Origin of the sequence: Pectobacterium sp. CHL-2024, from assembly GCF_044751765.1 — a bacterium.
GTDB lineage: Bacteria > Pseudomonadota > Gammaproteobacteria > Enterobacterales > Enterobacteriaceae > Pectobacterium > Pectobacterium brasiliense.
Genome location: NZ_JBIXKO010000001.1, coordinates 744,940 through 769,824, shown reverse-complemented (window position 1 = coordinate 769,824; position 24,885 = coordinate 744,940). Strand labels below are relative to the sequence as shown.

Below are 24,885 nucleotides of genomic sequence, written 5' to 3'. Positions count from 1 at the left end.
TTTGTCATCCGCTCGCCGCATCATGGTGAGTGGAGCTATTTGGCTCAACTGAGGTATAGCCGTTGATGGAACAGTTGAAATCGGAACTCAGTACGGTGTTGGGGGAAAGCCTCAGCCGACTTGAGCGCATAAGCGAGCAGCCGTATGCGGATCTGTATGCCTTGTATGATAAAGAAGGCAACGCCATTCCTTTGTTGGCTAAAAGTTATGTTTGTCAGGGCGTGGCGCAGCAGGAAGCCTACAAACTGTCGATGCTGGCGCGTGAGGGCGACGTGCGCCTGCCAACCGTTTATGGATTGGTACTGACGCAACAGCAGCCTTATCGGGAACTGCTGCTGATTGAGCGTTTGCGCGGCGTGTCGGTGGAAGCGCCGCCACGAAACGGTCAGCGCTGGACGCTGCTGATGGATCAAATTGTTGAAAACGTATTGGCCTGGCACCGAATTGATAGTCACGGCTGCGTCGGTTCCGTGGACAGCACGCAGGACAATGACTGGTTCAACTGGTATCAACAGCGTCTGGAAGTCCTGTGGTCCACGTTGCTCAATGTTAATGCGCCGCAGCTTACGCAGCAGGATCGGAGCGTGCTGTATCGTTCGCGCCAGTGCTTAGAAATGCTGTTTGACGATTTTGAGGATGGCTGTGTGTTGGTACACGGTAACCTGTCGCTGCGCAGTATGTTGAAGGACGCGCGTAGCGATCAGCTATTGGCAATGATCAATCCAGGAATGATGCTGTGGGCCCCCAGAGAGTATGAACTCTTCCGGCTTTGTGAATCCGGCATGCCGGAGCAGCTGCTTTATCACTATCTGAAACAGGCACCGGTATCTGAATCCTTTGTCTACCGGCGCTGGCTCTATGTCATTTGGGAAGCCGTATCCCGCTATATCCACACGGGACAGCTAGACCGTCAGCTATTTGATGTCGCTTCTCGAGAGCTATCTCCCTGGCTGGAGTGAGTCTGCGGTTGTTCCGCGTCGTGCGGTGCTGCCGTGGTTCCCTTCAGTGCCTGCCAGAGGCGACCGAGCGTTTCGTACCAGGCTCGCTCGCTGTGCGATAGATAGTAAGCGGAAGGGAATACTTTTTCCCACGGGTTGAGCGCGGAGGTAATTGCCATCTGATTGGCTGGCGCGGGCATCGGTGCTAGCCCTTGAGCCTGGAAAAATCGCATGGCGCGAGGCAAATGATTGGCCGAGGTCACCAGCAAGAAAGGGCGTTCGCCAACAATCTTAGCGGTTGCCGCCGCTTCCTCTTCCGTGTCCTTTGGCGTATCCAGAATGATGATATCCTGCTGGGGAATGCCCAAACTTTCGGCGACCAGCGCCGCGGTTTTCGCGCTGCTGACAGGGTTACCCTGTGCGGCTCCACCGGTAAAAATCAACTTTGCGCCGGGATTGGCATGATAAAGGCGAACACCTTCCGTGACGCGCGGGAGGCTGTTGCTGATGAGATTAGAACTGGGTGCCCATTCCGCGTTATAGGTATATCCCCCGCCTAGCACGACAATATACTCGGCTTTGCTCGCCTGCGGCGTTTGTCGCCAGGTTGGGTAGTGTGATTCCAATGGTAATAGCAACCGATCGGCAACAGGCTGCAAGCTGAGCAGAATAAGCATCAGCCAACTGGCTAATATTATCGCTTTCCCCGTGCGCTGCCGCTGGGTAAACCAAAGCAGCAACAGGCCAACACCCATCAGAAGCAATAGCAATGGCAGGGGCTGAAGAAGGCCACCGACGAACTTTTTGAGTGTGAAAAGCATAAAATTGCATTCCTTTTGAGTGAAAAACCCGCATCCGGGAAGATATCATGCGGTAAGGCCATTTATTCTAAGCCAGCCTGTGCCAAAATGGCAGGCTGGAAAAAAATCGCATCGCGCAGACATGTCCTGCACGAGATCCCCGTTTATATGATGCGGAACAATGACTGATGCAGGATCGCAATTTTAACGATATCGCCGAAAAATTTGCTCAGAATATCTATGGCACGACGAAGGGGAGACTTCGGCTGGCGGTATTGTGGCAGGATCTTAGCGATCTTTTGACCCGGCTCCCGGCACGGCCTTTGCGCATCCTTGATGCGGGGGGCGGTGAAGGGCAGATAGCCTGTCGTCTGGCGGCTTTAGGACATCAGGTATTGTTGTGCGATGTTTCCGGTGAGATGATTCAGCGCGCCAAACATGCGGCAGCGGCGCAGGGCGTTACCCATAATATGCGTTTTGTGCAGTGTGCTGCACAGGATATCGCGCAATATATGGATAGCCCCGCCGATCTGATATTGTTCCATGCGGTGCTGGAGTGGGTCGCGCAACCGCAGCAGGTACTGAAAATACTGTACGATTGCCTGTCGCCGGGTGGCGCATTGTCCCTGATGTTCTATAACCATCATGGGCTGTTGATGCGTAACATGGTGGTGGGTAACTTTGATTATGTTCAGGCCGGGATGCCTAAGGGCAAACGGCGCTCGCTCTCGCCGGATCACCCGCTGAACCCGCAAGATGTGTACGGCTGGCTTGATGAGATGGGGCTGACCATTAGCGGGAAAACTGGCGTGCGCGTGTTTCATGACTACTTGAAAAATAAGCAGCAGCAAGTTGAGAAATTTGACGACATTCTGGAGATTGAACAGCGGTATTGTCGGCAAGAGCCTTTTGTGAGTTTGGGCCGTTATATCCATGTCATGGCGCATAAACCCCATTTGAAGGATGCATTATGAGTGATTTTTCCCAGACTGTACCCGAACTGGTCGCCTGGGCACGAAAAAACGATTTCTCCATTTCCCTCCCCACCGAACGCCTGGCGTTTTTGATGGCGATTGCCACGCTTAACGGCGAACGCATGGATGGTGAAATGAGTGAAGGTGAGCTGATTGATGCCTTCCGTCATGTGAGTCAGGGATTTGATCAGACGAACGAAACCATTACCCTTCGCGCCAATAACGCGATTAACGATTTGGTGCGTCAGCGCTTGCTTAACCGCTTTACCAGCGAGCAGGCCGAAGGTAATGCGATTTACCGTCTGACGCCGCTGGGGATTGGCATTACCGATTATTACATCCGGCAGCGTGAGTTCTCGACGCTGCGCCTTTCCATGCAGCTCTCTATCGTGGCGCAAGAGCTCAACCGTGCTGCTGATGCGGCAGAGGAAGATGGTGATGAGTTTCACTGGCACCGCAACGTCTTTGCGCCGCTGAAATACTCGGTTGCAGAAATTTTTGACAGTATCGATCTGTCACAGCGCGTGATGGATGAGCAGCAGCAGGGCGTTAAAGACGATATCGCCGCGCTGCTAAATCAGGACTGGCGAGCCGCGATCAGTAGCTGTGAACAACTGCTGACGGAAACGTCATCGACGCTGCGTGAGTTGCAGGATACGCTGGAAGCCGCAGGCGACAAATTGCAGACGAGCCTGTTGAGCATTCAGGATGCGATTATGAATAATCCGCATAATCTGGAGTTTGTCGACAAGCTGGTGTTTGACCTGCAAAACAAACTCGATCGCATTGTGAGCTGGGGACAGCAGACGATAGATCTGTGGATTGGTTATGACCGCCACGTACATAAGTTTATTCGTACCGCGATTGATATGGATAAAAACCGCGTCTTTGCCCAACGGTTGCGTCAGTCGGTGCAGAGCTATTTCGATAGCCCTTGGGCGCTGACGTTCGCCAACGCGGATCGTCTGCTGGATATGCGTGACGAAGAACTGATGCTGCGTAGTGAAGAAGTGACCGGTGAACTGCCGCCGGAGCTGGAATACGAAGAGTTTAGTGAAATGCGCGAGCAGCTGATCGCGCTGGTCGAGCAGGCGCTGCATAAATATAAAGCGCAACAGATTCCGCTGGATTTGAGTGAAGTGATGCGTGAGTACCTCGCGCAGCATCCTCGCTCGCGGCATTTTGATGTTGCCCGAATCGTGGTCGACCAGGCAGTACGTCTGGGCGTAGCCGAAACAGATTTCACCGGATTGCCTGCATTGTGGCAGGCGATCAATGATTACGGAGCCAAGGTGCAGGCCCATGTCATCGACAAATATTGAACAATTTATGCCAGTGAAGCTGGCAACCGCGCTGTCGAATAACCTCTTTCCTGCGCTGGACAGCCAATTGCGCGCCGGGCGCCATATTGGTATTGAAGAACTGGAAAACCACGTATTTTTGATGGATTTTCAGGAGGTGCTGGAAGAGTTTTACAGTCGTTACAACGTGGAATTGATCCGCGCGCCGGAAGGATTTTTCTATCTGCGTCCGCGTTCTACCACGCTGATCCCGCGCTCGGTATTGTCTGAGCTGGATATGATGGTAGGGAAAATTCTCTGCTATCTCTATCTGAGCCCGGAGCGTTTGGCGCACGAAGGCATTTTCAGCCAGCAGGAGCTGTATGAAGAGCTGCTGAGTCTGGCGGGTGAAAGTAAGCTGCTGAAACTGGTTAACCAGCGTTCTACCGGTTCTGATCTGGATCGCCAAAAATTACAGGAAAAAGTCAGAACCTCGCTTAACCGCTTACGTCGGTTAGGTATGATCTACTTTATGGGCAATGACAGCAGCAAATTCAGAATTACTGAATCGGTGTTCCGCTTCGGGGCCGATGTACGCAGCGGTGATGATGCCCGCGAAGCACAGCTACGCATGATCCGCGATGGTGAAGCGATGCCTGTTGAAGGTAGTTTGTCGCTGAAAGATGACAGCGACGATAACGATCGCACCGATGATACCGCGCCAGAAACGGGCGAGGATGAATAAGTGTTGAGGATGAACAGGAATGATTGAACGCGGTAAATTTCGCTCACTAACGCTGGTCAACTGGAACGGCTTTTTCGCCCGCACCTTCGATCTGGATGAACTGGTTACCACGCTATCCGGCGGTAACGGTGCCGGGAAATCCACTACGATGGCCGCCTTTATTACGGCGCTGATCCCTGACCTGACGCTGTTGCACTTCAGGAACACCACCGAAGCCGGTGCCACCAGCGGCTCACGCGATAAAGGTCTGCACGGTAAATTGCGCGCCGGCGTCTGCTACTCCACGCTGGATGTCGTTAACTCGCGTCATCAGCGCGTGCTGGTTGGGGTTCGTCTCCAGCAGGTGGCAGGGCGCGACCGTAAAGTCGACATCAAGCCTTTCACTATTCAGGGATTACCGACGGCAATACAGCCGACGCAAATTCTGACGCAGGTGGTCGGCGATCGTCAGGCGCGCGTGCTCTCATTGCAGGAACTGAAAGAGCGTGTCGAGGAGATGGAAGGCGTTCAGTTCAAGCAGTTTAACTCCATCACCGATTATCACTCGTTGATGTTTGATTTGGGCGTGGTGCCGCGTCGCCTGCGTTCTGCTTCCGATCGCAGTAAGTTCTATCGTCTGATCGAAGCTTCGCTGTACGGCGGTATCTCCAGCGCGATTACTCGCTCGCTGCGTGACTACCTGCTGCCGGAAAACAGCGGCGTGCGGAAAGCGTTTCAGGATATGGAAGCCGCTCTGCGTGAAAACCGCATGACGCTGGAGGCGATTCGCGTCACCCAGTCCGATCGCGATCTGTTTAAACACCTGATCTCTGAAGCGACCTCCTATGTTGCCGCCGACTACATGCGGCACGCCAATGAGCGTCGTATTCATCTGGATGGGGCGCTGGAACTGCGTCGTGACCTGTTCTCCAGCCGTAAGCAACTGTCGAGTGAGCAATATCGTCATGTAGAAATGGCGCGGGAGCTGGCGGAGCAGAGCGGTGCCGAAGGCGATCTGGAAACGGATTATCAGGCCGCTAGCGACCACCTGAATCTGGTGCAGACAGCGATGCGTCAGCAGGAAAAGATCGAGCGCTATAACGCGGACCTGGAAGAATTGAGCTATCGCCTCGAAGAACAGAATGAGGTGGTGGAAGAAGCGCGGGAGCAGCAGGCGGAAAACGAAGAACGCGCCGATGCTGCCGAGCTGGAAGTGGATGAGCTGAAAAGCCAGCTTGCCGATTATCAGCAGGCACTGGACGTGCAGCAGACGCGCGCCATTCAGTATCAGCAGGCTCAGCAGGCGCTGGAACGCGCTCGCTCGCTGTGCCAGTTACCAGATTTAACGGCAGACAACGCGGATGAGTGGCTGGACAGCTATCAGGCGAAAGAGCAGGAAGCGACAGAAATCCTGCTGATGCTGGAGCAGAAACTGAGCGTGGCCGATGCGGCGCACGGCCAGTTTGAACAAGCCTACCAACTGGTGAGTAAGATTGCCGGTGCGGTGAATCGCAACGAAGCCTGGCAGGTTGCACGCGACCTGTTGCGCGATAGCTCTTCACAACGCTATCAGGCGGAGCGGGTACAGCCGCTGCGGATGCGTCTGTCTGAGTTGGAACAGCGCCTGCGCGAACAGCAGGATGCCGAGCGATTATTACAGGATTTCAACAAACGCAGCGGCCAGGATTATCAACCGGAAGAGCTGGAATCACTCCAGCAAGAACTTGATGCCCGCATCGAAACGCTGTCATCGCTGGTGGCAGAAGCGGGTGAGCGTCGCATGGCGCTACGTCAGGAGCTGGAGCAGACTCAACAGCGTATTCAGAAGCTGACGGCGCGTGCGCCAGTCTGGCTGGCTGCACAGGAAATGTTGACGCAGCTGAGCGAGCAGAGCGGCGAAACGTTTGAAGATAGCCGTCAGGTGACGGAGTTCATGCAGCAGTTGCTGGAGCGCGAGCGTGAAACCACGGTTGAACGTGATGACATCGCAGCCCGCAAGCGGCAAATCGAAACGCAGATTGAGCGGCTGAGTCAGCCCGGTGGTTCAGAAGACCCACGCCTGAACGCGCTGGCGGAACGTTTTGGCGGCGTGCTGCTGTCTGAGATTTATGATGACGTGACGTTGGATGATGCGCCGTACTTCTCGGCGCTTTATGGTCCCTCCCGCCATGCAATCGTGGTGTCCGATCTTTCACTGGTGCGCGATCAGCTTGCCGGTCTGGAAGACTGCCCGGAAGACCTGTATCTGATCGAGGGAGATCCGCAGTCGTTTGATGACAGCGTGTTTGCCGTTGAAGAGCTAGAACGTGCTGTCGTAGTTAAAGTCGCGGAGCGCCAGTGGCGTTATTCGCGCTTCCCTGAAGTGCCGTTGTTTGGCCGCGCCGCGCGGGAAATGCGTCTGGAAAGCCTGCGTGATGAGCGCGAAGCGCTGGCTGAACAGTACGCGACGATGTCGTTTGACGTGCAAAAAACGCAGCGTCTGCACCAGTCGTTCAGCCGCTTTATCGGTACGCATCTGGCTGTCGTTTTTGATGAAGATCCCGAAGCGGAAATTCGTACGCTCAGTTCCCGTCGTGGCGAGCTGGATCGTGCGATGGCCAGCTTTGATGGCGAAAACCAGCAGCAGCGTCAGCAGTACGATCAGGCAAAAGAAGCCAGCGCACAGCTGAATAAACTGATTCCGCGCATTAGCCTGCTTTGCGATGAGACATTGCAGGATCGTGTGGAAGAGATTCGTGCGGAACTGGATGAAACCGAAGAGTCTGCACGCTTCATTCAGCAGCACGGTGCAACGCTGGCTAAGCTGGAACCGCTGGTTTCTGTCCTGCAAAGCGACCCGCAGCAGCATGAGCAGTTGCAGGAAGATTATACGCAGGCGCAGAACGCACAGCGGCAGGCAAAACAGCAGGCGTTTGCGTTGACCGAAGTTGTGCAGCGTCGCGCGCACTTCAGCTATGCCGACTCAGCTGGAATGCTGGGTGAGAATGCTGGCTTGAATGACAAACTGCGCCATCGTTTGGAACAGGCTGAGGCAGAACGGACAAAAGCGCGTGAGCAGCTACGCCAGCATCAGGCACAGCTGACGCAATATAGTCAGGTTCAGGCATCGCTGAAAAGTTCTTACGATGCCAAGCAGGACATGCTGAAGGAACTGACGCAAGAACTTCAGGATATCGGCGTACGTGCGGATGCTGATGCTGAAGCGCGCGCCCGTCAGCGTCGTGATGAGCTGCATGCCGCATTAAGTACCAACCGTTCACGCCGGAATCAGTTGGAAAAACAGATTACGTTCTGTGAAGCGGAAATGGACAGTTTGCAGAAGAAGTTGCGCAAACTGGAGCGTGATTACCACCAGATGCGTGAGCAGGTTGTTACGGCGAAAGCGGGCTGGTGTGCAGTCATGCGTTTGGTGAAAGACAACGGCGTCGAGCGTCGCCTGCACCGTCGTGAACTCGCCTATATGGAAGGCGATGAACTGCGTTCCATGTCGGATAAGGCGCTGGGTGCGCTGCGTCTGGCGGTTGCGGATAACGAACATTTGCGCGATGTACTGCGACTTTCCGAAGATCCGAAGCGGCCTGAGCGCAAGATTCAGTTCTATATCGCCGTTTACCAGCATCTGCGCGAGCGTATCCGTCAGGATATTATCCGTACTGATGATCCGGTAGAAGCGATTGAGCAGATGGAGATCGAGCTTAATCGTCTGACTGAAGAGCTGACGGCACGTGAGCAGATGCTGGCCATCAGCTCACGCAGCGTGGCAAACATCATTCGTAAAACGATCCAGCGTGAGCAGAACCGCATTCGGATGCTGAATCAGGGGCTGCAAGCGGTCGCATTTGGTCAGGTAAAGAGCGTTCGCCTCAACGTCAACGTGCGCGAAACGCATACTACGTTGCTCAACGTGTTGTCCGAACAGCAGGAAATGCATCAGGATCTGTTTAACAGCAACCGTCTGACCTTCTCGGAAGCGTTGGCAAAACTGTATCAGCGCCTGAATCCTGAAATTGATATGGGACAGCGCACGCCGCAAACCATCGGTGAAGAGTTGCTGGATTACCGCAACTACCTTGAAATGGAAGTTGAAGTTAACCGTGGCGCGGATGGCTGGCTACGCGCAGAAAGTGGGGCGCTGTCGACCGGGGAAGCTATCGGTACCGGGATGTCGATTTTGGTCATGGTGGTGCAGAGCTGGGAAGAAGAGTCTAAGCGCTTGCGTGGCAAAGATATTATTCCATGTCGTCTGCTCTTCCTCGATGAAGCGGCACGTCTGGATGCCAAGTCAATTGCGACATTGTTCGAGCTCTGCGATCGTCTGGAAATGCAGCTGGTTATCGCGGCTCCGGAAAATATCAGTCCCGAGAAGGGAACCACCTATAAGCTGGTGCGTAAAGTCTACCAGAACAACGAGCACGTCCATGTGGTCGGGCTGCGCGGTTTCGGAGCGGAAGCGCCAGAGACGCAAGAGCAGGCCTCGTAGCGATAAACCTTGCTGTTATTTTCTTCTATAATCATAAAGCCGCTTTTTTAAGCGGCTTTATTTTTTCGTAAAGAGAATGCTGACGGCGAATAGGTTCATCAAATATTAAGATAATACCCAGAAGAAGAAGCAAAAATATTTTTCTCTTTATATACTGACGATAAAACGATTGCAGGCCGTAGAAGGATTTGCGGTTTTATGTTGCAAGGTGGCGTACCGTAATAACGGGCGCGATATAAAAACGATCACATTTCATTCTTTCTCGTTTTCTACACGAGCAAAGTGAAAGAATGTGCTTACGCGAGTATGACCGTATACGAGCGAATTCGGTTTGTTATTTCCATATCCAGCGTGGATTGTCGTGAAAGCATAGTGATTAATGAGTACAGGGGATAAATGGATGTTGTTGTTACATAAACGAAAAATGGTCAGGCTGCTGTTACGCGTGGGTTGTATTTGGGTCGGAAGCCTGTCTCCTTCGTTTTCGGTGCTGGCAGCATCTCCGACGGTGGTATCCGGCTTATCGCAAAGCTCGGGCGTGGTGTCTGTAGAAAATAGCCGTGCAGGGCTTCTGGCCGCGCTGCCGCACGGCATGACGTTACATTATCTCTCTGATTTATCATCGCTTTATGCCCAACATCAGATGCAACCTATGTGGGCAGATAACCGTGCGGTTCAACAGTTTCAACAACAGCTGGCCGAATTAGCGATAGCGGGCGTACAGCCGCAGTTCACTACGTGGGTAACCTGGCTGACCGATCCGCAATTGACCGGATTTGCGCGCGATGCCGTGCTCTCAGATGCGATGCTGGGCTATTTGCAGTTCGTCTCGGGTGTAGAGCGTAGCGGTAATGACTGGTTGTACAGCAGCGTACCTTACCGTCTGCAATCGCCGGCGCTCAATGTCGTTTCGCAATGGCAACAGGCCGTGAAATCCGGCACCAGCGCGGCTTATGTCGTTTCGCTGGCACCACAGCATTCGCAATACGCCAAAATGCATGAAGCGCTGAAGACGATGCTGACGGACAATCGTCCGTGGCCGAGCCTGAATCTGGCGGAGTCTCTGCGCCCGGAACAGCAGAGTCGGGAACTGGCGGTGCTGCGTGAAATTCTGCAACGTACTGGCATGCTGTCTTCAACGGAGAGCATTACGCTATTTAACGAAAATACCGCCGCGACGACGGTATCGACCGGGCAGGCTCCGCTGGTCGAGGGCAGTGCTATCGACGATCGTTATACTGGCGAACTGGTTGACGCGGTTAAACGCTTCCAGCACTGGCAAGGGCTGGAGGATGATGGCGTTATTGGTAAGCGTACGCGCGATTGGCTCAATGTGTCCCCGCAAATGCGCGCAACGCTGCTGGCGCTGAATATCCAGCGTCTGCGTCTGTTACCGGACAATGTCCACACCGGTATCATGGTGAACATCCCCAATTATTCACTGATCTATTATCAGGATGGCGCTGAACGCTTGTCATCGCGCGTCATTGTTGGACAGCCTAAACGCAAAACGCCATTGATGAGCAGCTCGCTGTATAACGTGGTGGTCAATCCGCCGTGGAATGTTCCTACGACGCTGACTCGGCAGGACATCATTCCTAAGGTCGTACGCGACCCCGGCTATCTACAGCGTCATGGCTACACGGTGTTGTCCGGCTGGAGTCAGGATGCTGAAGCGATCGATCCTTCCATGATCGATTGGCCGATGGTTTCAGCAGAGCGTTTCCCTTATCGACTGCGTCAGGCCCCAGGTGCGAATAACTCGCTAGGACGCTATAAATTTAATATGCCAAATTCAGAAGCGATTTATCTGCACGACACGCCTAATCACAATCTGTTCCAGCGTGATATCCGGGCGCTGAGCTCCGGCTGCGTGCGGGTTAATAAAGCATCGGAACTGGCTAGCATGTTATTGCAGGATGCAGGATGGAATAATAGTCGTATTTCTTCCACGCTGGATCAGGGAAATACCACCTTTGTGTCAATGAAACATCGGATTCCGGTCAACCTCTATTATCTGACCGCGTGGGTGGCGGAAGATGGTAGACCGCAGTTCCGAACAGATATTTACAATTATGATGACACCGCTCGTGCCGGGACGAAAGTGCTGTCCAGAGCAGGGCTGTTGCTTCAGTAGGTATTGAAAACACGAGCATTAACAGTATCGGTATTTTATCGTTTTGCGGGGGATCGATGCGATCTCCCGCAAACCCGTAAGCAAAGCGGGTTGACTCACTTTTCTCTGGCAGTTAAGGTTCAAGGCGGCACGTTTTGTGCCTCCTTTTATACCGTTCTTTAGCCAGGGTACTTGTTCTATGGATCACATTGACAATCATCGCCGTAAGTGGCTTGCACTGGGTGGTGCCGCGTTGGGTATCGCACTGCTTCCCGGTCAGGCATTTGCGACGTTATCTACACCCCGACCACGAATTTTGACGCTGAACAATCTGAATACCGGAGAGCGGCTGAAAACGGAATTCTTTGATGGCAAACGGTATAACAAGTCAGAACTTTCTCGCCTGAATCACTTTTTCCGCGATTATCGCGCCAATAAAGTCAAAACGATTGATCCCCAACTTTTCGATCAGCTCTATCGCTTACAAGTGATGTTGGGCACCAACAAGCCCGTACAGCTGATTTCTGGTTATCGCGCGATAGATACGAATAATGAATTACGCGCGCATAGCAGAGGTGTGGCAAAGCAGAGCTACCATACGAAAGGGCAGGCGATGGATTTCCATATTGAAGGCGTTCAACTCGCTAACATTCGTAAAGCAGCGATGAAAATGCGTGCCGGCGGCGTTGGCTACTACCCACGCAGCGATTTCGTTCACATCGATACCGGCCCCGTCCGCACCTGGTAATCTGCTACCGCAGCACGACACTTTTTTGATTCGGCTCGCTGAGACATCGCGAGCCGCTCAGTTTATTCAACATGGAGTGATATGAAATATCAAATTGTCCCGGTGACGGCATTTAGCCAGAACTGCACGTTGTTATGGTGCGAAAAAACCAATGAAGCTGCGATTGTCGATCCCGGTGGTGATGCAGAAAAAATCAAACGTGCCGTCGTGGATGCAGGGATTTCGGTTAAACAGATTCTGTTAACGCACGGTCATCTGGATCATGTTGGCGCGGCTGCGGAGTTAGCCGAGCACTATCAGGTAGACATTATTGGCCCGCAGATTGAAGACGCTTTCTGGCTGGAAGGGTTGCCGGCACAGAGCCGGATGTTTCGTCTGGAAGAATGCGCGCCGCTGACGCCATCACGTTGGCTACAGGAAGGTGATGAGGTCAGCGTGGGTGAGACGACGCTGGCGGTTTTCCATTGCCCAGGCCATACACCGGGCCACATTGTTTTCTTTGATGCGGAATCACGGCTGGCACAGGTAGGCGATGTGATTTTCAATGGCGGCGTAGGGCGTACCGATTTCCCACAGGGAGATCATCAGGCGTTGATTGCATCCATCAAAAATAAGCTGCTGCCGCTGGGTGACGATGTGACGTTTATTCCGGGACACGGCCCGATGTCGACCTTAGGACATGAACGCAAGACCAACCCTTTCCTGCGTGAAGATGCTGCGATTTGGTAGTGTTTTATAGACTTGAAACGCAGAAATAAAAAAGCCGACATGCTATGTCGGCTTTTTTGATCGCGGAAGAATCAGAGTACGGCAACAATCGCTTCGCAGAGCGGAGCCATATTTTCTGGCGTCATTCCTGCAACGTTGATACGGCCGGAATTCACCGCGTAAACGCCGAATTCGTCACGCAGACGCAGAACCTGCTCTTTGGTCAAGCCGCTGAATGAGAACATCCCATTCTGGTCGATGATGAAGGAGAAATCCTGCTGCGCGCCTTTTTCCTGCAAGGTATTAACGAACAACTGACGCATACGCTGAATGCGCTCACGCATCGCCGTCAATTCCTGCTCCCAAATGGCCTTCAGTGCGTCGTTGCCCAAAATGGTCGCAACAACGGTCGCGCCGTGTGACGGTGGGTTGGAGTAGTTTGCGCGAATAGCAGCTTTCACCTGGCTGAATGCTTTGTCTGCCGTTGCAGCATCAGCGGCAACCAGCGTACAGGCACCGACGCGCTCATTGTACAAACCGAAGTTTTTAGAGTACGAGCTGCATACGATCAGTTCATCGTGTTTTGCAGCGAAGAGACGCAGGCCTTCCGCATCTTCTTCGAGCCCACGGGCAAAGCCCTGATAGGCGAAGTCAAACAGCGGCAGCCAGCCTTTGGCTACTGACAGCTCGGCCAGCGTAGCCCACTGCTCAGCGGTAGGATCGATACCGGTTGGGTTATGGCAACAGCCGTGGAACAGCACCACATCACCCGCTTGTGCGGCGTCCAGGCTATTCAGCAGGCCATCAAAATCCAGCGCGTGGTTCGCTGCATCATAGTAGTCATACTGGCACACTTCCAAACCGACAGCAGAGAAGACGTTGTTGTGATTTGGCCAGGTTGGGTTGCTGATCCAAATACGTTTTGCTGACGTTTGATTTGCAATGAAATCAGCGGCTACGCGCAACGCACCGGTTCCGCCTGGCGTTTGCGCCGTGCGGGCACGTTTGTCGGCAATGATGGCATTCTGCTTGCCAAACAACAGCTCCTGCGTGCACTGACCGAATGCTGGCAGACCGTCAATGCCCAGATAGTTTTTGGTGGTTTCATTTTCCAGCAGATAGTGTTCTGCTTTTTTTACGCTGGTCAGAACCGGAGTTTTACCGGTTTCATCTTTATAGACACCAATACCCAGATTGATTTTATTCGCGCGGTCATCGGCGCGGAAAAGATCGGTCAGCCCGAGAATAGGATCGGCCGGTGCGGCAGAGATATTTTCAAACATTGCCAGAATGTTCCATTACTGAGATGAAATAAGAATTCTCAGAGTACCGTCAGTAAAAGGCTTTGCCAACCGTTGATGTCAAAAAGAAAGGGAAATAACAGGGAGAAGGAGAGAGACGAAATAAAAGACTGGTTAGGCGAGAATAATTGGCGCAGCGTGGCGTAAAGCAGAAACAAAAAAATGTGAGGGAGTGTTTTTTAGCATTGCTGGCGACGGCTCGTAAGGCGCTGTTCAGCACACAATAAAAAAAGACAGAGCCGAGGCTCTGTCTTTTCATGCAATACGAACGATTAGCTCGTTACGTTATGCTGAGACAACTTAGAACTGGTAAGTCAGGCCAACAGCAACGGTATCGTCATCGTTGATGCCATATACGTTGGTGTCTTTGATCAGGTTGATCTGGTAGTCAACATAGGTAGACATGTTTTTGTTGAATGCATAAGTAGCGCCAACGCTAACATATTTAGTGATGTAATCATTTTTATTGTTTACATCGTCTTTAGCTTTAGCTGAAACATATGCCAGAGATGGAGTCAGACCGAAATCGAAGTTGTATTGTGCAACAGCTTCAAAGATTTTAGTTTTGTCAGCAAAACCATCAGTGTCACCAGCTACGACAGTGCTGTTAGGGCCAGATGCTTGGCCGATATATGACAGGTTACGATATTCACCGTAGGTAGCAGCTAAATAGACAGCGTTGGCATCATATTTCAGGCCCGTTGCCCAAGCTTCTGCTTTCTTGCCACGACCAGTGGTCGCATTGTTGTTTTGGTTATCAGTACGGTTAATTGCAGCATAAGATGCTACAACACCCAGACCGATATCTGAGTCGTAAGAAGAGGATACGCCCCAACCATCACCATTCTGCTCATTAATGTTGCCGCGACGGTTTGTGCTGTCGCTGTTGTTTTTACCTTGGTATTGAACAGCAAAGTTCCAGCCGTCAACCAGGCCGAAGAAGTTGCTGTTACGGTAAGTTGCAACGCCAGTAGAACGACCGGTCAGGAAGTTATCGGAGTTGGATTGATCGCCACCAAACTCTGGCAGTACGTCGGTATAAGCAATACCGTCATATGCAATACCCAGGTTACGACCATAGTCGAAAGAACCAGCATCAGCAAATTTCAGACCAGCAAAAGCATAACGAGTTTTATCAGCGTTAGAAGAGCCAGAGCTTTCAGCTCTGTTGCCTTGGAACTGATATTCAAAACGGCCAAAACCAGTCAATTGATCAGCGATCTGAGTTTCACCTTTGAAGCCCAGACGAGCATAGGTTTTATCGCCATCATTACCGTTGTTATCAGAGAAGTAGTGCAGACCAGTGATTTTACCAGTCAGATCCAGCTTGTTGCCATCTTTGTTATAAACTTCAGCGGCGTTTGCTGCGCCTGCGACTAACAGAGCTGGGATTACTACTGCAAGAATGTTGCGTTTCATCATTATTACCCTCATTGGTGTTATTTAGACACCTGCCACTGCCATAAATAATTCTTTACGGAACTATTCCTGAAAGTTTGGTGTCTTCCTGTGTCTGAACGCAGTTTTCCATTCACTCGCCAGTTAATCCACCCTAAAGATGCTACAAACTTCGTAATCGAGTAACAAATAGAAATAATGTGTGTCTAAATGTAAAAATCAGGGAACTTTGTGAGGCATAACAAAAATTAAAAAAAAAGAGCCGGGAAACCCGACTCTTCTTTTCTACATATTTGTTTTGCTTATATTAAATTTTTATTTAGAAACTGGCGTTCCGTGGTGTGCGTGGGAAAGGAATAACATCGCGCACATTTTGTACACCGGTAACATAGGCAATCAATCGTTCAAAACCTAAACCGAAACCGGAATGTGGAATGGTGCCGTAACGACGTAAATCACGATACCACCAGTAGTCTTCTTTATTCAGTCCCATCTCTTCCAGACGGCTATCCAACTGCGCCAGACGCTCTTCACGCTGAGAACCACCGATGATTTCACCGATTCCCGGTGCCAGAACATCCATCGCGGCAACGGTTTTACCGTCGTCATTCATACGCATATAGAAAGCTTTGATGTCTTTCGGGTAGTTTTTAACGACAACCGGTGCTTTGAAGTGTTGCTCTGCCAGATAACGCTCGTGCTCGGAGGAGAGGTCGACGCCCCAGTAAACTGGGTTCTCGAATTGCTGTCCGCAGTTCAACAGGATCTCGACGGCATCGGTGTAATCTACCTGTGCGAAGTCGGAGCTGACGAATTTTTCCAGTCGGGTGATGGCTTCTTTATCTACGCGCTCGGCAAAGAACGCCATATCATCGGCACGCTCGTTCAGCACGGCCTGGAAAACATATTTCAGCAGGTTCTCAGCCAGACCCGCGATGTCATCCAAAGAGGCGAAAGCGACTTCTGGTTCGATCATCCAAAACTCAGCCAGATGGCGGCTGGTGTTAGAGTTTTCTGCACGGAACGTTGGGCCAAAGGTATAGACGTTGGACAGCGCACAGGCGTAGGTTTCGCCATTCAGCTGGCCGGATACGGTCAGGAACGCTTCTTTACCGAAGAAATCTTCGCTGAAATCCACTTTACCTTGTTCGGTACGCGGCAGGTTTTCCAGATCGAGAGTAGAAACGCGGAACATTTCACCCGCACCTTCGGTATCGGATGCAGTAATTAGCGGGGTTGATACCCAGAAGTAACCGTTCTCGTGGAAGAAGCGGTGAATCGCTTGCGCCAGCGTATGACGAACGCGGGCAACGGCACCGATCAAATTGGTGCGTGGACGCAAGTGCGCGACTTCACGCAGGTATTCGATACTGTGGCGCTTTGCCGCCATCGGGTAGGTATCGGGATCGTCAACCCAGCCGACAACATTGACGTTGGTGGCTTGCAGCTCGAAGCTCTGGCCTTCACCCGGAGACGCGACGACGTTACCGGTGATTTCAACGGAGCAACCAGTGGTCAGGTGCAGCACGTCATCCTGATAATTGGAGAGATTATTATTAACGACAGCCTGTAATGGATTAAAGCAGGAGCCGTCATAAACGGCGATAAAGGAGATACCGGCTTTAGAATCTCTCCGGGTACGTACCCAGCCGCGCACGGTGACTTCGCTGTCAACGGCGACACGGCCTTGCAGTACATCGACTACAGGCACTACGCTCATAAAATTCTCTCTTTAATTAATCGTGTTTAAGAAAAATATCGTGGTTAAAACGCTAAATGGCCCAATCCGAGCCATTTGCTATGTTACTTGCGATGCAACAGGACACAAGCAGAAATCACCGGAATGGCGCGAAGTTTTCGCTCATGACGGTGAATCTGCTGCAAAGTTGGTCAATACCCGTCATACTTCAAGTTGCATGTGCGTTGGCTGCGCTACTCGGCACACTGACGTGGGCCTCGCCCCGTTGGGGCCGCTGCAAGCAGCGTTCACATCTGCCAAAGGCAGATTTGTCAGTTACCCGAATCACTTACCTGAGTAAGCTCATCGGGATGCCTTCTCTTGCCGCCTGCCTGAAACTCGAATTATTTAGGGTATATGGGAGAGCCTTAACTGGCCTTTTTCACGCGGGGCAGGTCAAACGCTTTGCGCAACTCACACACGAAGTTCTGATCCTGACAGATGGTTTTACCCGGACTATCGGAGAGCTTTGCCACCGGCTTGCCGTTGCATTCCACCAGCTTGATCACGATGTTCAGCGGTTTCACGCCGGGGATATCACACGTCAGGCGCGTGCCGATACCAAATACCAGATTCACGCGCTGCCCGAAATGACGGTACAGCGTCAGCGCTTTATCCAGATTCAGATTGTCGGAGAAGACCAGCGTTTTGCTCATCGGATCGATGTTCAGGCGCTGATAATGCGCAATGGCTTTTTCGCCCCAATCGACCGGATCGCCGGAATCGTGACGCAACCCCTGATAGGCTTCGGCAAACGGCAAATCGAAATCGCGCAGGAAGGCATCCATCGTGATGCAGTCGGTCAACGCAATGCCCAAATGTGTCGGATATTCACGTAGCCACATTTGTAGCGCTGCACGCTGGCTGTTTGCTAGCGTCGGACTAATCTGCTGATGCGCCTGAAACCACTCGTGTGCCTGCGTACCGACAGGCGTGATATCCAAACGGCGTGCCAGATCGTAATTGCTGGTGCCGATAAGATAAGGGAAGTCGGCCCGCAGCGTTGTAACAATCGTCTGCTGGACATCACGAGAGAAACGCCGACGCGTGCCGAAATCCATTAACTTGAACCGACTGAGATCCACATCCGCGCTGTTCTGGCGGAAGCTCTCTAGTGAGGCTGACAGTTGGGCAAGCGCCTGCTCAGTCGTAATGTGAGGTGAACGATCGCGATGCACGACTTCACTGATCACGGCCAGCAAGGGAACTTCCCATAAAATCACTTCACGCCATGGCCCGGTAATGCGGATATCCAGCTTTCCCGCATGATTCTTGATCGAAACCTGCTGCGGATTAAAACGGAAGTCCCGCAGCCAGTGGAGATAATCAGGCTTAAAGAACGGCAGAGAAGAAAGATAGGTGAACTCATCGTCACTCAATGACAAGAAACGCATCAGATCGACCTGATGGGCTATTTCGTCGGCGTAAACGCCTAATAACTCATCACCGCGACAGCGAAATTCAGCCGCAACGTCGACATCATAATAGTGATGATACACCGCCTGTTGCATGTGCAGCTTGTAGGCATCGGTATCCAGCAATGAGTGCAGAATCGGGGAAGTGTGCAAAGTCATAATGCGTTACAGCATCCTTGTAAGATGCTTATCCACCATTGGGACAATCAGCAATGTTCGGTCAGTATACCTTGATTATCCGTTTATTACATTACGACAACATAGCGAGACGTGCGGGAATGAACCACGGTACGATGATTATCCTCATTATTTTGTCGTGGTAACATTAAGATAACAGGCTTAGACTTGATCTTTGATGTTTATGACGAGGTGGAAACTTTATATGAATCAACAGCCGCAAATAAAATATCGCCATGACTACCGTGCGCCGGATTACACCATTACCGACATTGCACTGGATTTCGATCTCCATGCTGAAAAAACTCACGTAAAAGCCGTTAGTCAGGTGGTGTTGCAGGGGGACGCTGGCGCGCCGTTGAAGCTGGATGGCGAAGGGCTGAAACTGATTAGCCTGAGCGTTGATGGTCAGCCGTGGACACATTACCAGCAGCAGGACGATGGCCTGATTCTGACACAATTACCCGCACGTTTTACGCTCAGCATCGAAACGGAAATCAATCCCGCCGCTAACAGCGCGCTGGAAGGGCTGTATCTTTCTGGCGATGCGCTCTGTACGCAGTGTGAGGCCGAAGGGTTCCGCCATATTACCTACTATCTCGACCGTCCAGATGTGCTGGCGAAATTCACGACGCGCATCACAGCGGATAAAGCCCGCTATCCTTATTTACTCTCTAACGGCAATCGTATCGCGCAAGGGGAGCTGGAAGGCGGCCGCCACTGGATTGAATGGCAGGATCCCTTCCCGAAACCCGCTTATCTGTTCGCACTGGTTGCTGGCGACTTTGATGTCCTTCAGGATCGCTTCACGACACGTTCTGGTCGCGATGTTGCATTAGAGTTGTTTGTTGACCGTGGCAACCTCGATCGCGCTGGCTGGGCGATGACCTCGCTGAAGAATTCGATGAAGTGGGACGAAGAGCGCTTCGGTCTGGAATACGATCTCGACATCTATATGATCGTCGCCGTTGATTTCTTCAACATGGGGGCGATGGAAAACAAAGGGCTGAACGTATTCAACTCTAAATACGTACTGGCCAAGGCGGAAACCGCGACGGATAAAGACTATCTGAATATTGAAGCGGTGATCGGACATGAATATTTCCACAACTGGACGGGTAACCGCGTCACCTGCCGCGACTGGTTCCAGCTTAGCCTGAAAGAAGGGCTGACGGTGTTCCGCGATCAGGAGTTTAGCTCCGATCTGGGTTCGCGTCCGGTGAACCGCATTGATAACGTGCGTGTGATGCGCGGCGCACAGTTTGCTGAAGATGCCAGCCCGATGTCGCATCCGATTCGTCCCGATCAGGTGATCGAGATGAATAATTTCTACACGCTGACGGTCTATGAAAAGGGATCGGAAGTGATCCGTATGATGCATACCTTATTAGGTGAAGAAGGCTTCCAGGCTGGTATTCGTCTGTATTTTGAGCGTCACGACGGCAGCGCGGCAACCTGTGATGACTTTGTGCAGGCCATGGAAGACGCCTCCGGTGTCGATCTCACGCAGTTCCGCCGCTGGTACAGCCAATCGGGTACGCCGGTGCTGACTGTGCGTGATGATTACGATCCGCAGACGCAACAATATCTGCTGAGCGTGAGCCAGATGACCCCAGTCGGTGCCGACAAACAGCCGAAGCTGCCGTTGCACATTCCGTTGGATATCGAACTGTACGATCCGCAAGGGCAGGTCATTCCGCTACAGAAAGACGGCCAGCTGTTGGCGTCGGTGCTTAATGTGACCGAATCCGAACAGACGTTCATTTTCGATCAGGTGCCTTGCCGACCAATTCCTTCTTTATTACGTGAGTTCTCTGCGCCGGTAAAACTGAACTATGCCTGGAGCGATGAACAACTGACGTTCCTGATGCGCCACGCCAGTAATGCGTTCTCGCGTTGGGATGCGGCACAGAGCCTGCTGGCCAACTATATTCGTCTGAACGTTTCCCGCTATCAGCAGAAACAGCCGCTTTCCGTACCGATGCACGTCGTCGATGCTTTCCGTGGCGTGTTGCTGGATGAACAACTGGATCCGATGCTGGCTTCTCAGATTCTGACATTGCCGAGCGAAAACGAGATTGCCGAGCTGTTTGACATCATCGATCCGACGGCGATCGCTGCCGTGCGTGAGAGTATGACGCGTACGATGGCGAAAGAGATGGCGGATGAGTGGCTGGCGGTATACCACGCGAATCACGCGCCGCAATATCGCATCGAACACGCGGATATGGGCAAACGCGCGCTGCGCAACGTCTGCTTGCATTATCTGGCATTCAGCGATGAAGCGCAGGCGGATAAACTGGTGCAGGCGCAGTTCCGTCAGGCGGATAACATGACAGATTCGCTGGCAGCGCTGTCGGCGGCGGTTGAGGCTCAACTGCCGGTGCGTGATGACCTGCTGACGCAGTTTGATAACCGCTGGCATCAGGATGGCTTGGTCATGGATAAATGGTTTGTGCTGCAAGCGACCAGCCCGGCAGCCGATGTGCTGACCCGCGTGCGCGAGCTGCTGCAACACCGTTCATTCAGCCTGAACAATCCTAACCGCCTGCGTTCGCTGGTGGGGGCGTTTGCGGCCTCGAATCCGTCGGCTTTCCATGCCGAAGACGGCAGCGGCTATCGCTTCCTGACGGAGATTTTGGCCGATCTAAATACCCGTAATCCGCAGGTCGCGGCGCGGGTGATCGAACCGTTGATCCGTCTGAAACGCTATGATGCTAAACGTCAGGCGCAAATGCGTCAGGCGCTGGAGCAACTGAAGGCGTTGGAAAATCTGTCTGGCGATCTGTTCGAGAAGATCAGCAAGGCACTGCAAAACTAATCCTGCCACGCGATTAGCACAGCCACACGCGGTATCCTGCCGCGTGTGGCGATAATTTCCGCATCACGATTCCCCGTTCCCGCAAACGTTTTACTTTCCGCAAAGATGGAATTACCATCACCGACCGTGAGTTAAACCGTAATCCACGATTGCTTACTTCCAGCGTAGGCAAGATACCTTTGCGATAGGGATCTCAGGAGACAATATGTTCTATCCCGTTATCAAAAAAGCCCTGTTTCAGCTCGATCCAGAGCGAGCACATGAGCTGACCTTCCAACAATTACGCCGTATTACCAACACGCCTTTTGAATTTCTCGTTCGCCAATCTGTTCCGACTAAACCCGTTACCTGCATGGGATTATCTTTTAAAAACCCACTCGGTCTGGCGGCGGGATTAGATAAAGACGGCGAATGTATTGATGCGTTAGGCGCAATGGGATTTGGTTTTATTGAAGTAGGGACGGTAACGCCGCGTCCACAATCCGGTAATGACAAACCAAGATTATTCCGCGTAGTGGAAGCGGAAGGATTGATCAACCGGATGGGTTTCAATAATAAAGGCGTGGATTATCTGGTCGAGAATGTAAAGAAAACACGTTTTGGCGGTGTATTAGGGATCAACATCGGCAAGAATAAAGATACGCCGGTTGAGCAAGGCAAAGACGATTATTTGATCTGTATGGATAAGGTTTATCCTCACGCAGGCTATATCGCGATCAACATTTCGTCGCCCAATACGCCGGGATTACGCAGCCTGCAATATGGTGAAGCGCTGGACGATCTTTTGCTGGCGATAAAGAACAAGCAGGCGGAATTAAAAGATAAGCATCAGAAATATGTTCCCGTGGCGGTAAAGATCGCGCCGGATCTTTCTGAAGAAGAATTGATCCAAATTGCCGACAGTCTGGTTCGCCATAACATCGATGGCGTGATTGCCACCAATACGACACTCGACAGAAAACTGATTCAGGGATTAAACCACTGCGGGCAAACCGGAGGATTAAGTGGACGTCCGTTGCAGACAAGCAGCACGGAAATTATCCGCCGTTTGTCACAGGAATTAGCGGGACGTTTACCGATTATTGGCGTTGGCGGAATTGATTCTTTGGTCGCCGCACGCGAAAAAATGGCGGCTGGCGCGTCGCTGGTACAGATATATTCAGGCTTTATTTTCCACGGTCCACGCCTGATTAAAGATATCGTTACACATATTTAATCCGAAATGCCTTTCATTTTTAGCTGGGGGTTTATTTATCCCCCCGGCTAGTCTATATTTTATCCGTTTGCGTAAATAATCTATCAACGGATGACTGATCTTCTTGCCGCAATGTTTGTGACGATGAACGATTATTGTGATGTGAGAAAACACAATCAGCCATTTCTGATATTTCTACTATGAAGGCGAAGGGTAAATAATATGAAGTTAAAACCTGACGATAACTGGCGCTGGTATTTTGATACCGAACACGACCGCCTGATGTTGGATTTGGCTAACGGCATGTTATTCCGTTCTCGTTTTCCGTCTAAAATGCTAACGCCGGATGCATTCAATGAATGTGCATTCTGTGTCGACGATGCCGCGTTATTTTTTACCTATAACGATAAATGTCAGAAAGCGGCACTGCATCGCGACCTCCAGGGCGAATTAGTTCTTAATGCGCTGGTCGCAAGTCGGTTCCTAAAACCGCTTATGCCAAAAAGCTGGCACTTCATTCAACAGCCGGATGCCGTAACGTATTCGCCGCAGGCGGGTGATGTTGTGCAGGTTCAACTCACTGAAACCCATGAAACGGCCTGTTTTCTGGTAGCGGAAGCAGGGGATAAAGCCTGCCTCTGTCTGCTGGCACAAGAACAGCTGTCATTAAGCGGAAAAACCATGGGGCTGGGTGACGCCATCAAAATCATGCACGACAGACTCATGCCTGCCGTCGTTCAGAATAGGGCTGAGTGGGAAACCACGTTGGGCGAGGGCACGTCGGCATTTGAGTATGCCAAGGTGGTCTAAACCCTCGGCTATACTCGTCAGACTTCAAACTGCATGTACGCTGGCTTTTCTTCGACTATTGCAGATGCTTTTTTATTGCAACTGAACGTCACTCTGCGGAATGCAGCTACAGGTAAGAATCTCGCCGTTTTCTCTGATGGCACTTTGCTTCAGTGCGGAAACCTCTCCGCTGACTAACGTCAATTTACAGCAACCGCACAATCCTGCCCGACAAGAATAGGGGATTCGAATACCCTGTTGCTCCAACTGCTCCAGTAAAATCTGCTGATTGTTCCCTTGTAATGATTTTCCCTGATAGTGGATGGTGACGGCCTGTTCGCTTTTTTCGGGGACGACAAGGCTTTCAACCACCTGACCAGAACGATAAGGACGTGGCGGCTTGGTCGCTAAGACTTCTAGCGTATCGCCTACGCGAATGATGCCCGTATTTCTGGCGACCAGGTTTTGCCCGAAATCAACGTCACCGTTCTCGGCAGTACGGAAAGATTGCAGCGTGGCCAGCGGTTCTCCTGACGGCTGCTTCCGGCCACGTTCGATGCTGACGGTGGTGAAAATACAGCGGCTGCAAGGTTTGACGACGTCAAAAATAACCTCGCCAATCCGAATGGTCTTCCAACTGTCTTCGGCAAAGGCTTCCGCGCCTGTTACGACCAGATTGGGGCGAAACTGTTCGATTTTAATACCGGCGGAGCAGCGCTGGCGCAGCGCCTGAAATGAGGCATCATTAATTAACAGAAACGGATAGCCATCGGCAAATGCCAGAGGAACATCAGGATAATGCTTAACTCGCCGCGATGGCTCATTGCCCACCCAGCGAAGCTGTACGGCACGCTGAAAATAGTGGCTTAACCAGAGGTTGATGGCTTCAGGGGCGACGAGCGCCGTAAAGTGCGTTCCCCAGACTTCTGTCGGCTGAGGTGCCTCGGTGAAGTCGGCAAAACGTATCGTGGCCGTTTGACCATCCGGCGCGGCAATAAACAGTCCATCGGGTAACAAGGCGGGGGTAAATAGCACCATCTGCGGATACTGGCGGGCAGTAATAAATGTGCCATCCGATTCGGTAATCATGAAGGCACGATCGTTCGCCAAACCGCTGACAGACGCCATCGCGTGGGACAGTTGTAGCCCCCGCATCGATTTTACCGGATGAATATAAAGCCGCGTTACGCCAATCACTGACCTGTTCCTTGCCAAAGTAAAACGGCAACTTTATGACAAGCGTCTCGGATTAGCTATAATGCGCCTCAATTTCTTTTATGAAT

General features: G+C 52.0%; 17 protein-coding genes. 11 read left to right on the top strand and 6 right to left on the bottom strand.

The window, feature by feature from the left end; all coding sequences use genetic code 11:
• Window positions 1-65: 65 nt before the first annotated feature.
• The gene (locus ACIPUG_RS03440; protein ID WP_040043138.1) at window positions 66-959 is read left to right on the top strand and encodes a YcbJ family phosphotransferase; all 894 of its coding nucleotides are present in this window, start codon (window positions 66-68) and stop codon (window positions 957-959) included.
• Here ACIPUG_RS03440 and elyC read toward each other — a convergent pair.
• A complete protein-coding gene (elyC, locus tag ACIPUG_RS03435) occupies window positions 911-1,759 on the bottom strand; it encodes an envelope biogenesis factor ElyC (protein ID WP_400337306.1) in 849 nt (282 codons plus the stop codon). The two genes, ACIPUG_RS03440 and elyC, sit on opposite strands and share 49 nt — an antisense overlap.
• A gap of 167 nt (window positions 1,760-1,926) precedes the next feature.
• Here elyC and cmoM point away from each other — a divergent pair, with 167 nt between their 5' ends.
• The 7 genes from cmoM to ACIPUG_RS03400 all read left to right on the top strand — a co-directional run bounded on the left by cmoM (window position 1,927) and on the right by ACIPUG_RS03400 (window position 12,789).
• Window positions 1,927-2,712, top strand: coding sequence for a tRNA uridine 5-oxyacetic acid(34) methyltransferase CmoM (cmoM, locus tag ACIPUG_RS03430; RefSeq protein WP_039286888.1), 786 nt, complete (start codon window positions 1,927-1,929; stop codon window positions 2,710-2,712).
• Entirely contained in the window at window positions 2,709-4,034 is a 1,326-nt protein-coding gene (gene mukF, locus ACIPUG_RS03425; protein WP_040043140.1) for a chromosome partition protein MukF, read from the top strand. Before cmoM ends, mukF begins: the two co-directional genes overlap by 4 nt.
• Complete coding sequence (gene mukE / locus ACIPUG_RS03420; RefSeq protein ID WP_400337303.1) at window positions 4,015-4,737, top strand: chromosome partition protein MukE; 723 nt, start codon at window positions 4,015-4,017, stop codon at window positions 4,735-4,737. Before mukF ends, mukE begins: the two co-directional genes overlap by 20 nt.
• A 19-nt stretch (window positions 4,738-4,756) precedes the next feature.
• Window positions 4,757-9,196, top strand: coding sequence for a chromosome partition protein MukB (gene mukB / locus ACIPUG_RS03415; protein ID WP_400337301.1), 4,440 nt, complete (start codon window positions 4,757-4,759; stop codon window positions 9,194-9,196).
• A 400-nt stretch (window positions 9,197-9,596) separates the two neighbouring features.
• A complete protein-coding gene (ldtD, locus tag ACIPUG_RS03410; RefSeq protein ID WP_039514647.1) occupies window positions 9,597-11,333 on the top strand; it encodes a L,D-transpeptidase in 1,737 nt (578 codons plus the stop codon).
• 178 nt (window positions 11,334-11,511) lie between these two features.
• Entirely contained in the window at window positions 11,512-12,060 is a 549-nt protein-coding gene (locus ACIPUG_RS03405; protein WP_010277035.1) for a YcbK family protein, read from the top strand.
• Between the two features lie 81 nt (window positions 12,061-12,141).
• Window positions 12,142-12,789: an MBL fold metallo-hydrolase gene (locus tag ACIPUG_RS03400; RefSeq protein ID WP_400337299.1), complete on the top strand. Its 648-nt coding sequence runs from the start codon at window positions 12,142-12,144 to the stop codon at window positions 12,787-12,789.
• 71 nt (window positions 12,790-12,860) lie between these two features.
• Here ACIPUG_RS03400 and ACIPUG_RS03395 read toward each other — a convergent pair whose 3' ends face one another.
• The 4 genes from ACIPUG_RS03395 to pncB form a co-directional block, all read right to left on the bottom strand.
• On the bottom strand, window positions 12,861-14,051 hold the full coding sequence (locus tag ACIPUG_RS03395) for an amino acid aminotransferase (protein WP_400337297.1): 1,191 nt from the start codon (window positions 14,049-14,051) through the stop codon (window positions 12,861-12,863).
• Window positions 14,052-14,369: 318 nt separating this feature from the next.
• A complete protein-coding gene (locus tag ACIPUG_RS03390; RefSeq protein ID WP_039509165.1) occupies window positions 14,370-15,491 on the bottom strand; it encodes a porin in 1,122 nt (373 codons plus the stop codon).
• A gap of 295 nt (window positions 15,492-15,786) precedes the next feature.
• Entirely contained in the window at window positions 15,787-17,187 is a 1,401-nt protein-coding gene (gene asnS, locus ACIPUG_RS03385; RefSeq protein ID WP_039276421.1) for an asparagine--tRNA ligase, read from the bottom strand.
• A 386-nt stretch (window positions 17,188-17,573) separates the two neighbouring features.
• Window positions 17,574-18,779 (bottom strand): nicotinate phosphoribosyltransferase, encoded by a 1,206-nt coding sequence (pncB, locus tag ACIPUG_RS03380; RefSeq protein WP_400337295.1) that lies wholly within the window; start codon window positions 18,777-18,779, stop codon window positions 17,574-17,576.
• Between the two features lie 223 nt (window positions 18,780-19,002).
• On the opposite strand from pncB, the gene pepN reads away from it, so the two are divergent.
• The 3 genes from pepN to ACIPUG_RS03365 all read left to right on the top strand — a co-directional run bounded on the left by pepN (window position 19,003) and on the right by ACIPUG_RS03365 (window position 23,623).
• The gene (gene pepN, locus ACIPUG_RS03375) at window positions 19,003-21,618 is read left to right on the top strand and encodes an aminopeptidase N (protein WP_400337293.1); all 2,616 of its coding nucleotides are present in this window, start codon (window positions 19,003-19,005) and stop codon (window positions 21,616-21,618) included.
• A 205-nt stretch (window positions 21,619-21,823) separates the two neighbouring features.
• The gene (pyrD, locus tag ACIPUG_RS03370; RefSeq protein ID WP_039495995.1) at window positions 21,824-22,834 is read left to right on the top strand and encodes a quinone-dependent dihydroorotate dehydrogenase; all 1,011 of its coding nucleotides are present in this window, start codon (window positions 21,824-21,826) and stop codon (window positions 22,832-22,834) included.
• Between the two features lie 201 nt (window positions 22,835-23,035).
• Window positions 23,036-23,623, top strand: coding sequence for a cell division protein ZapC (locus tag ACIPUG_RS03365; protein WP_014915124.1), 588 nt, complete (start codon window positions 23,036-23,038; stop codon window positions 23,621-23,623).
• Window positions 23,624-23,695: 72 nt separating this feature from the next.
• Here ACIPUG_RS03365 and ACIPUG_RS03360 read toward each other — a convergent pair whose 3' ends face one another.
• The gene (locus tag ACIPUG_RS03360; RefSeq protein ID WP_400337291.1) at window positions 23,696-24,799 is read right to left on the bottom strand and encodes a YcbX family protein; all 1,104 of its coding nucleotides are present in this window, start codon (window positions 24,797-24,799) and stop codon (window positions 23,696-23,698) included.
• Between the last annotated feature and the right edge of the window lie 86 nt (window positions 24,800-24,885).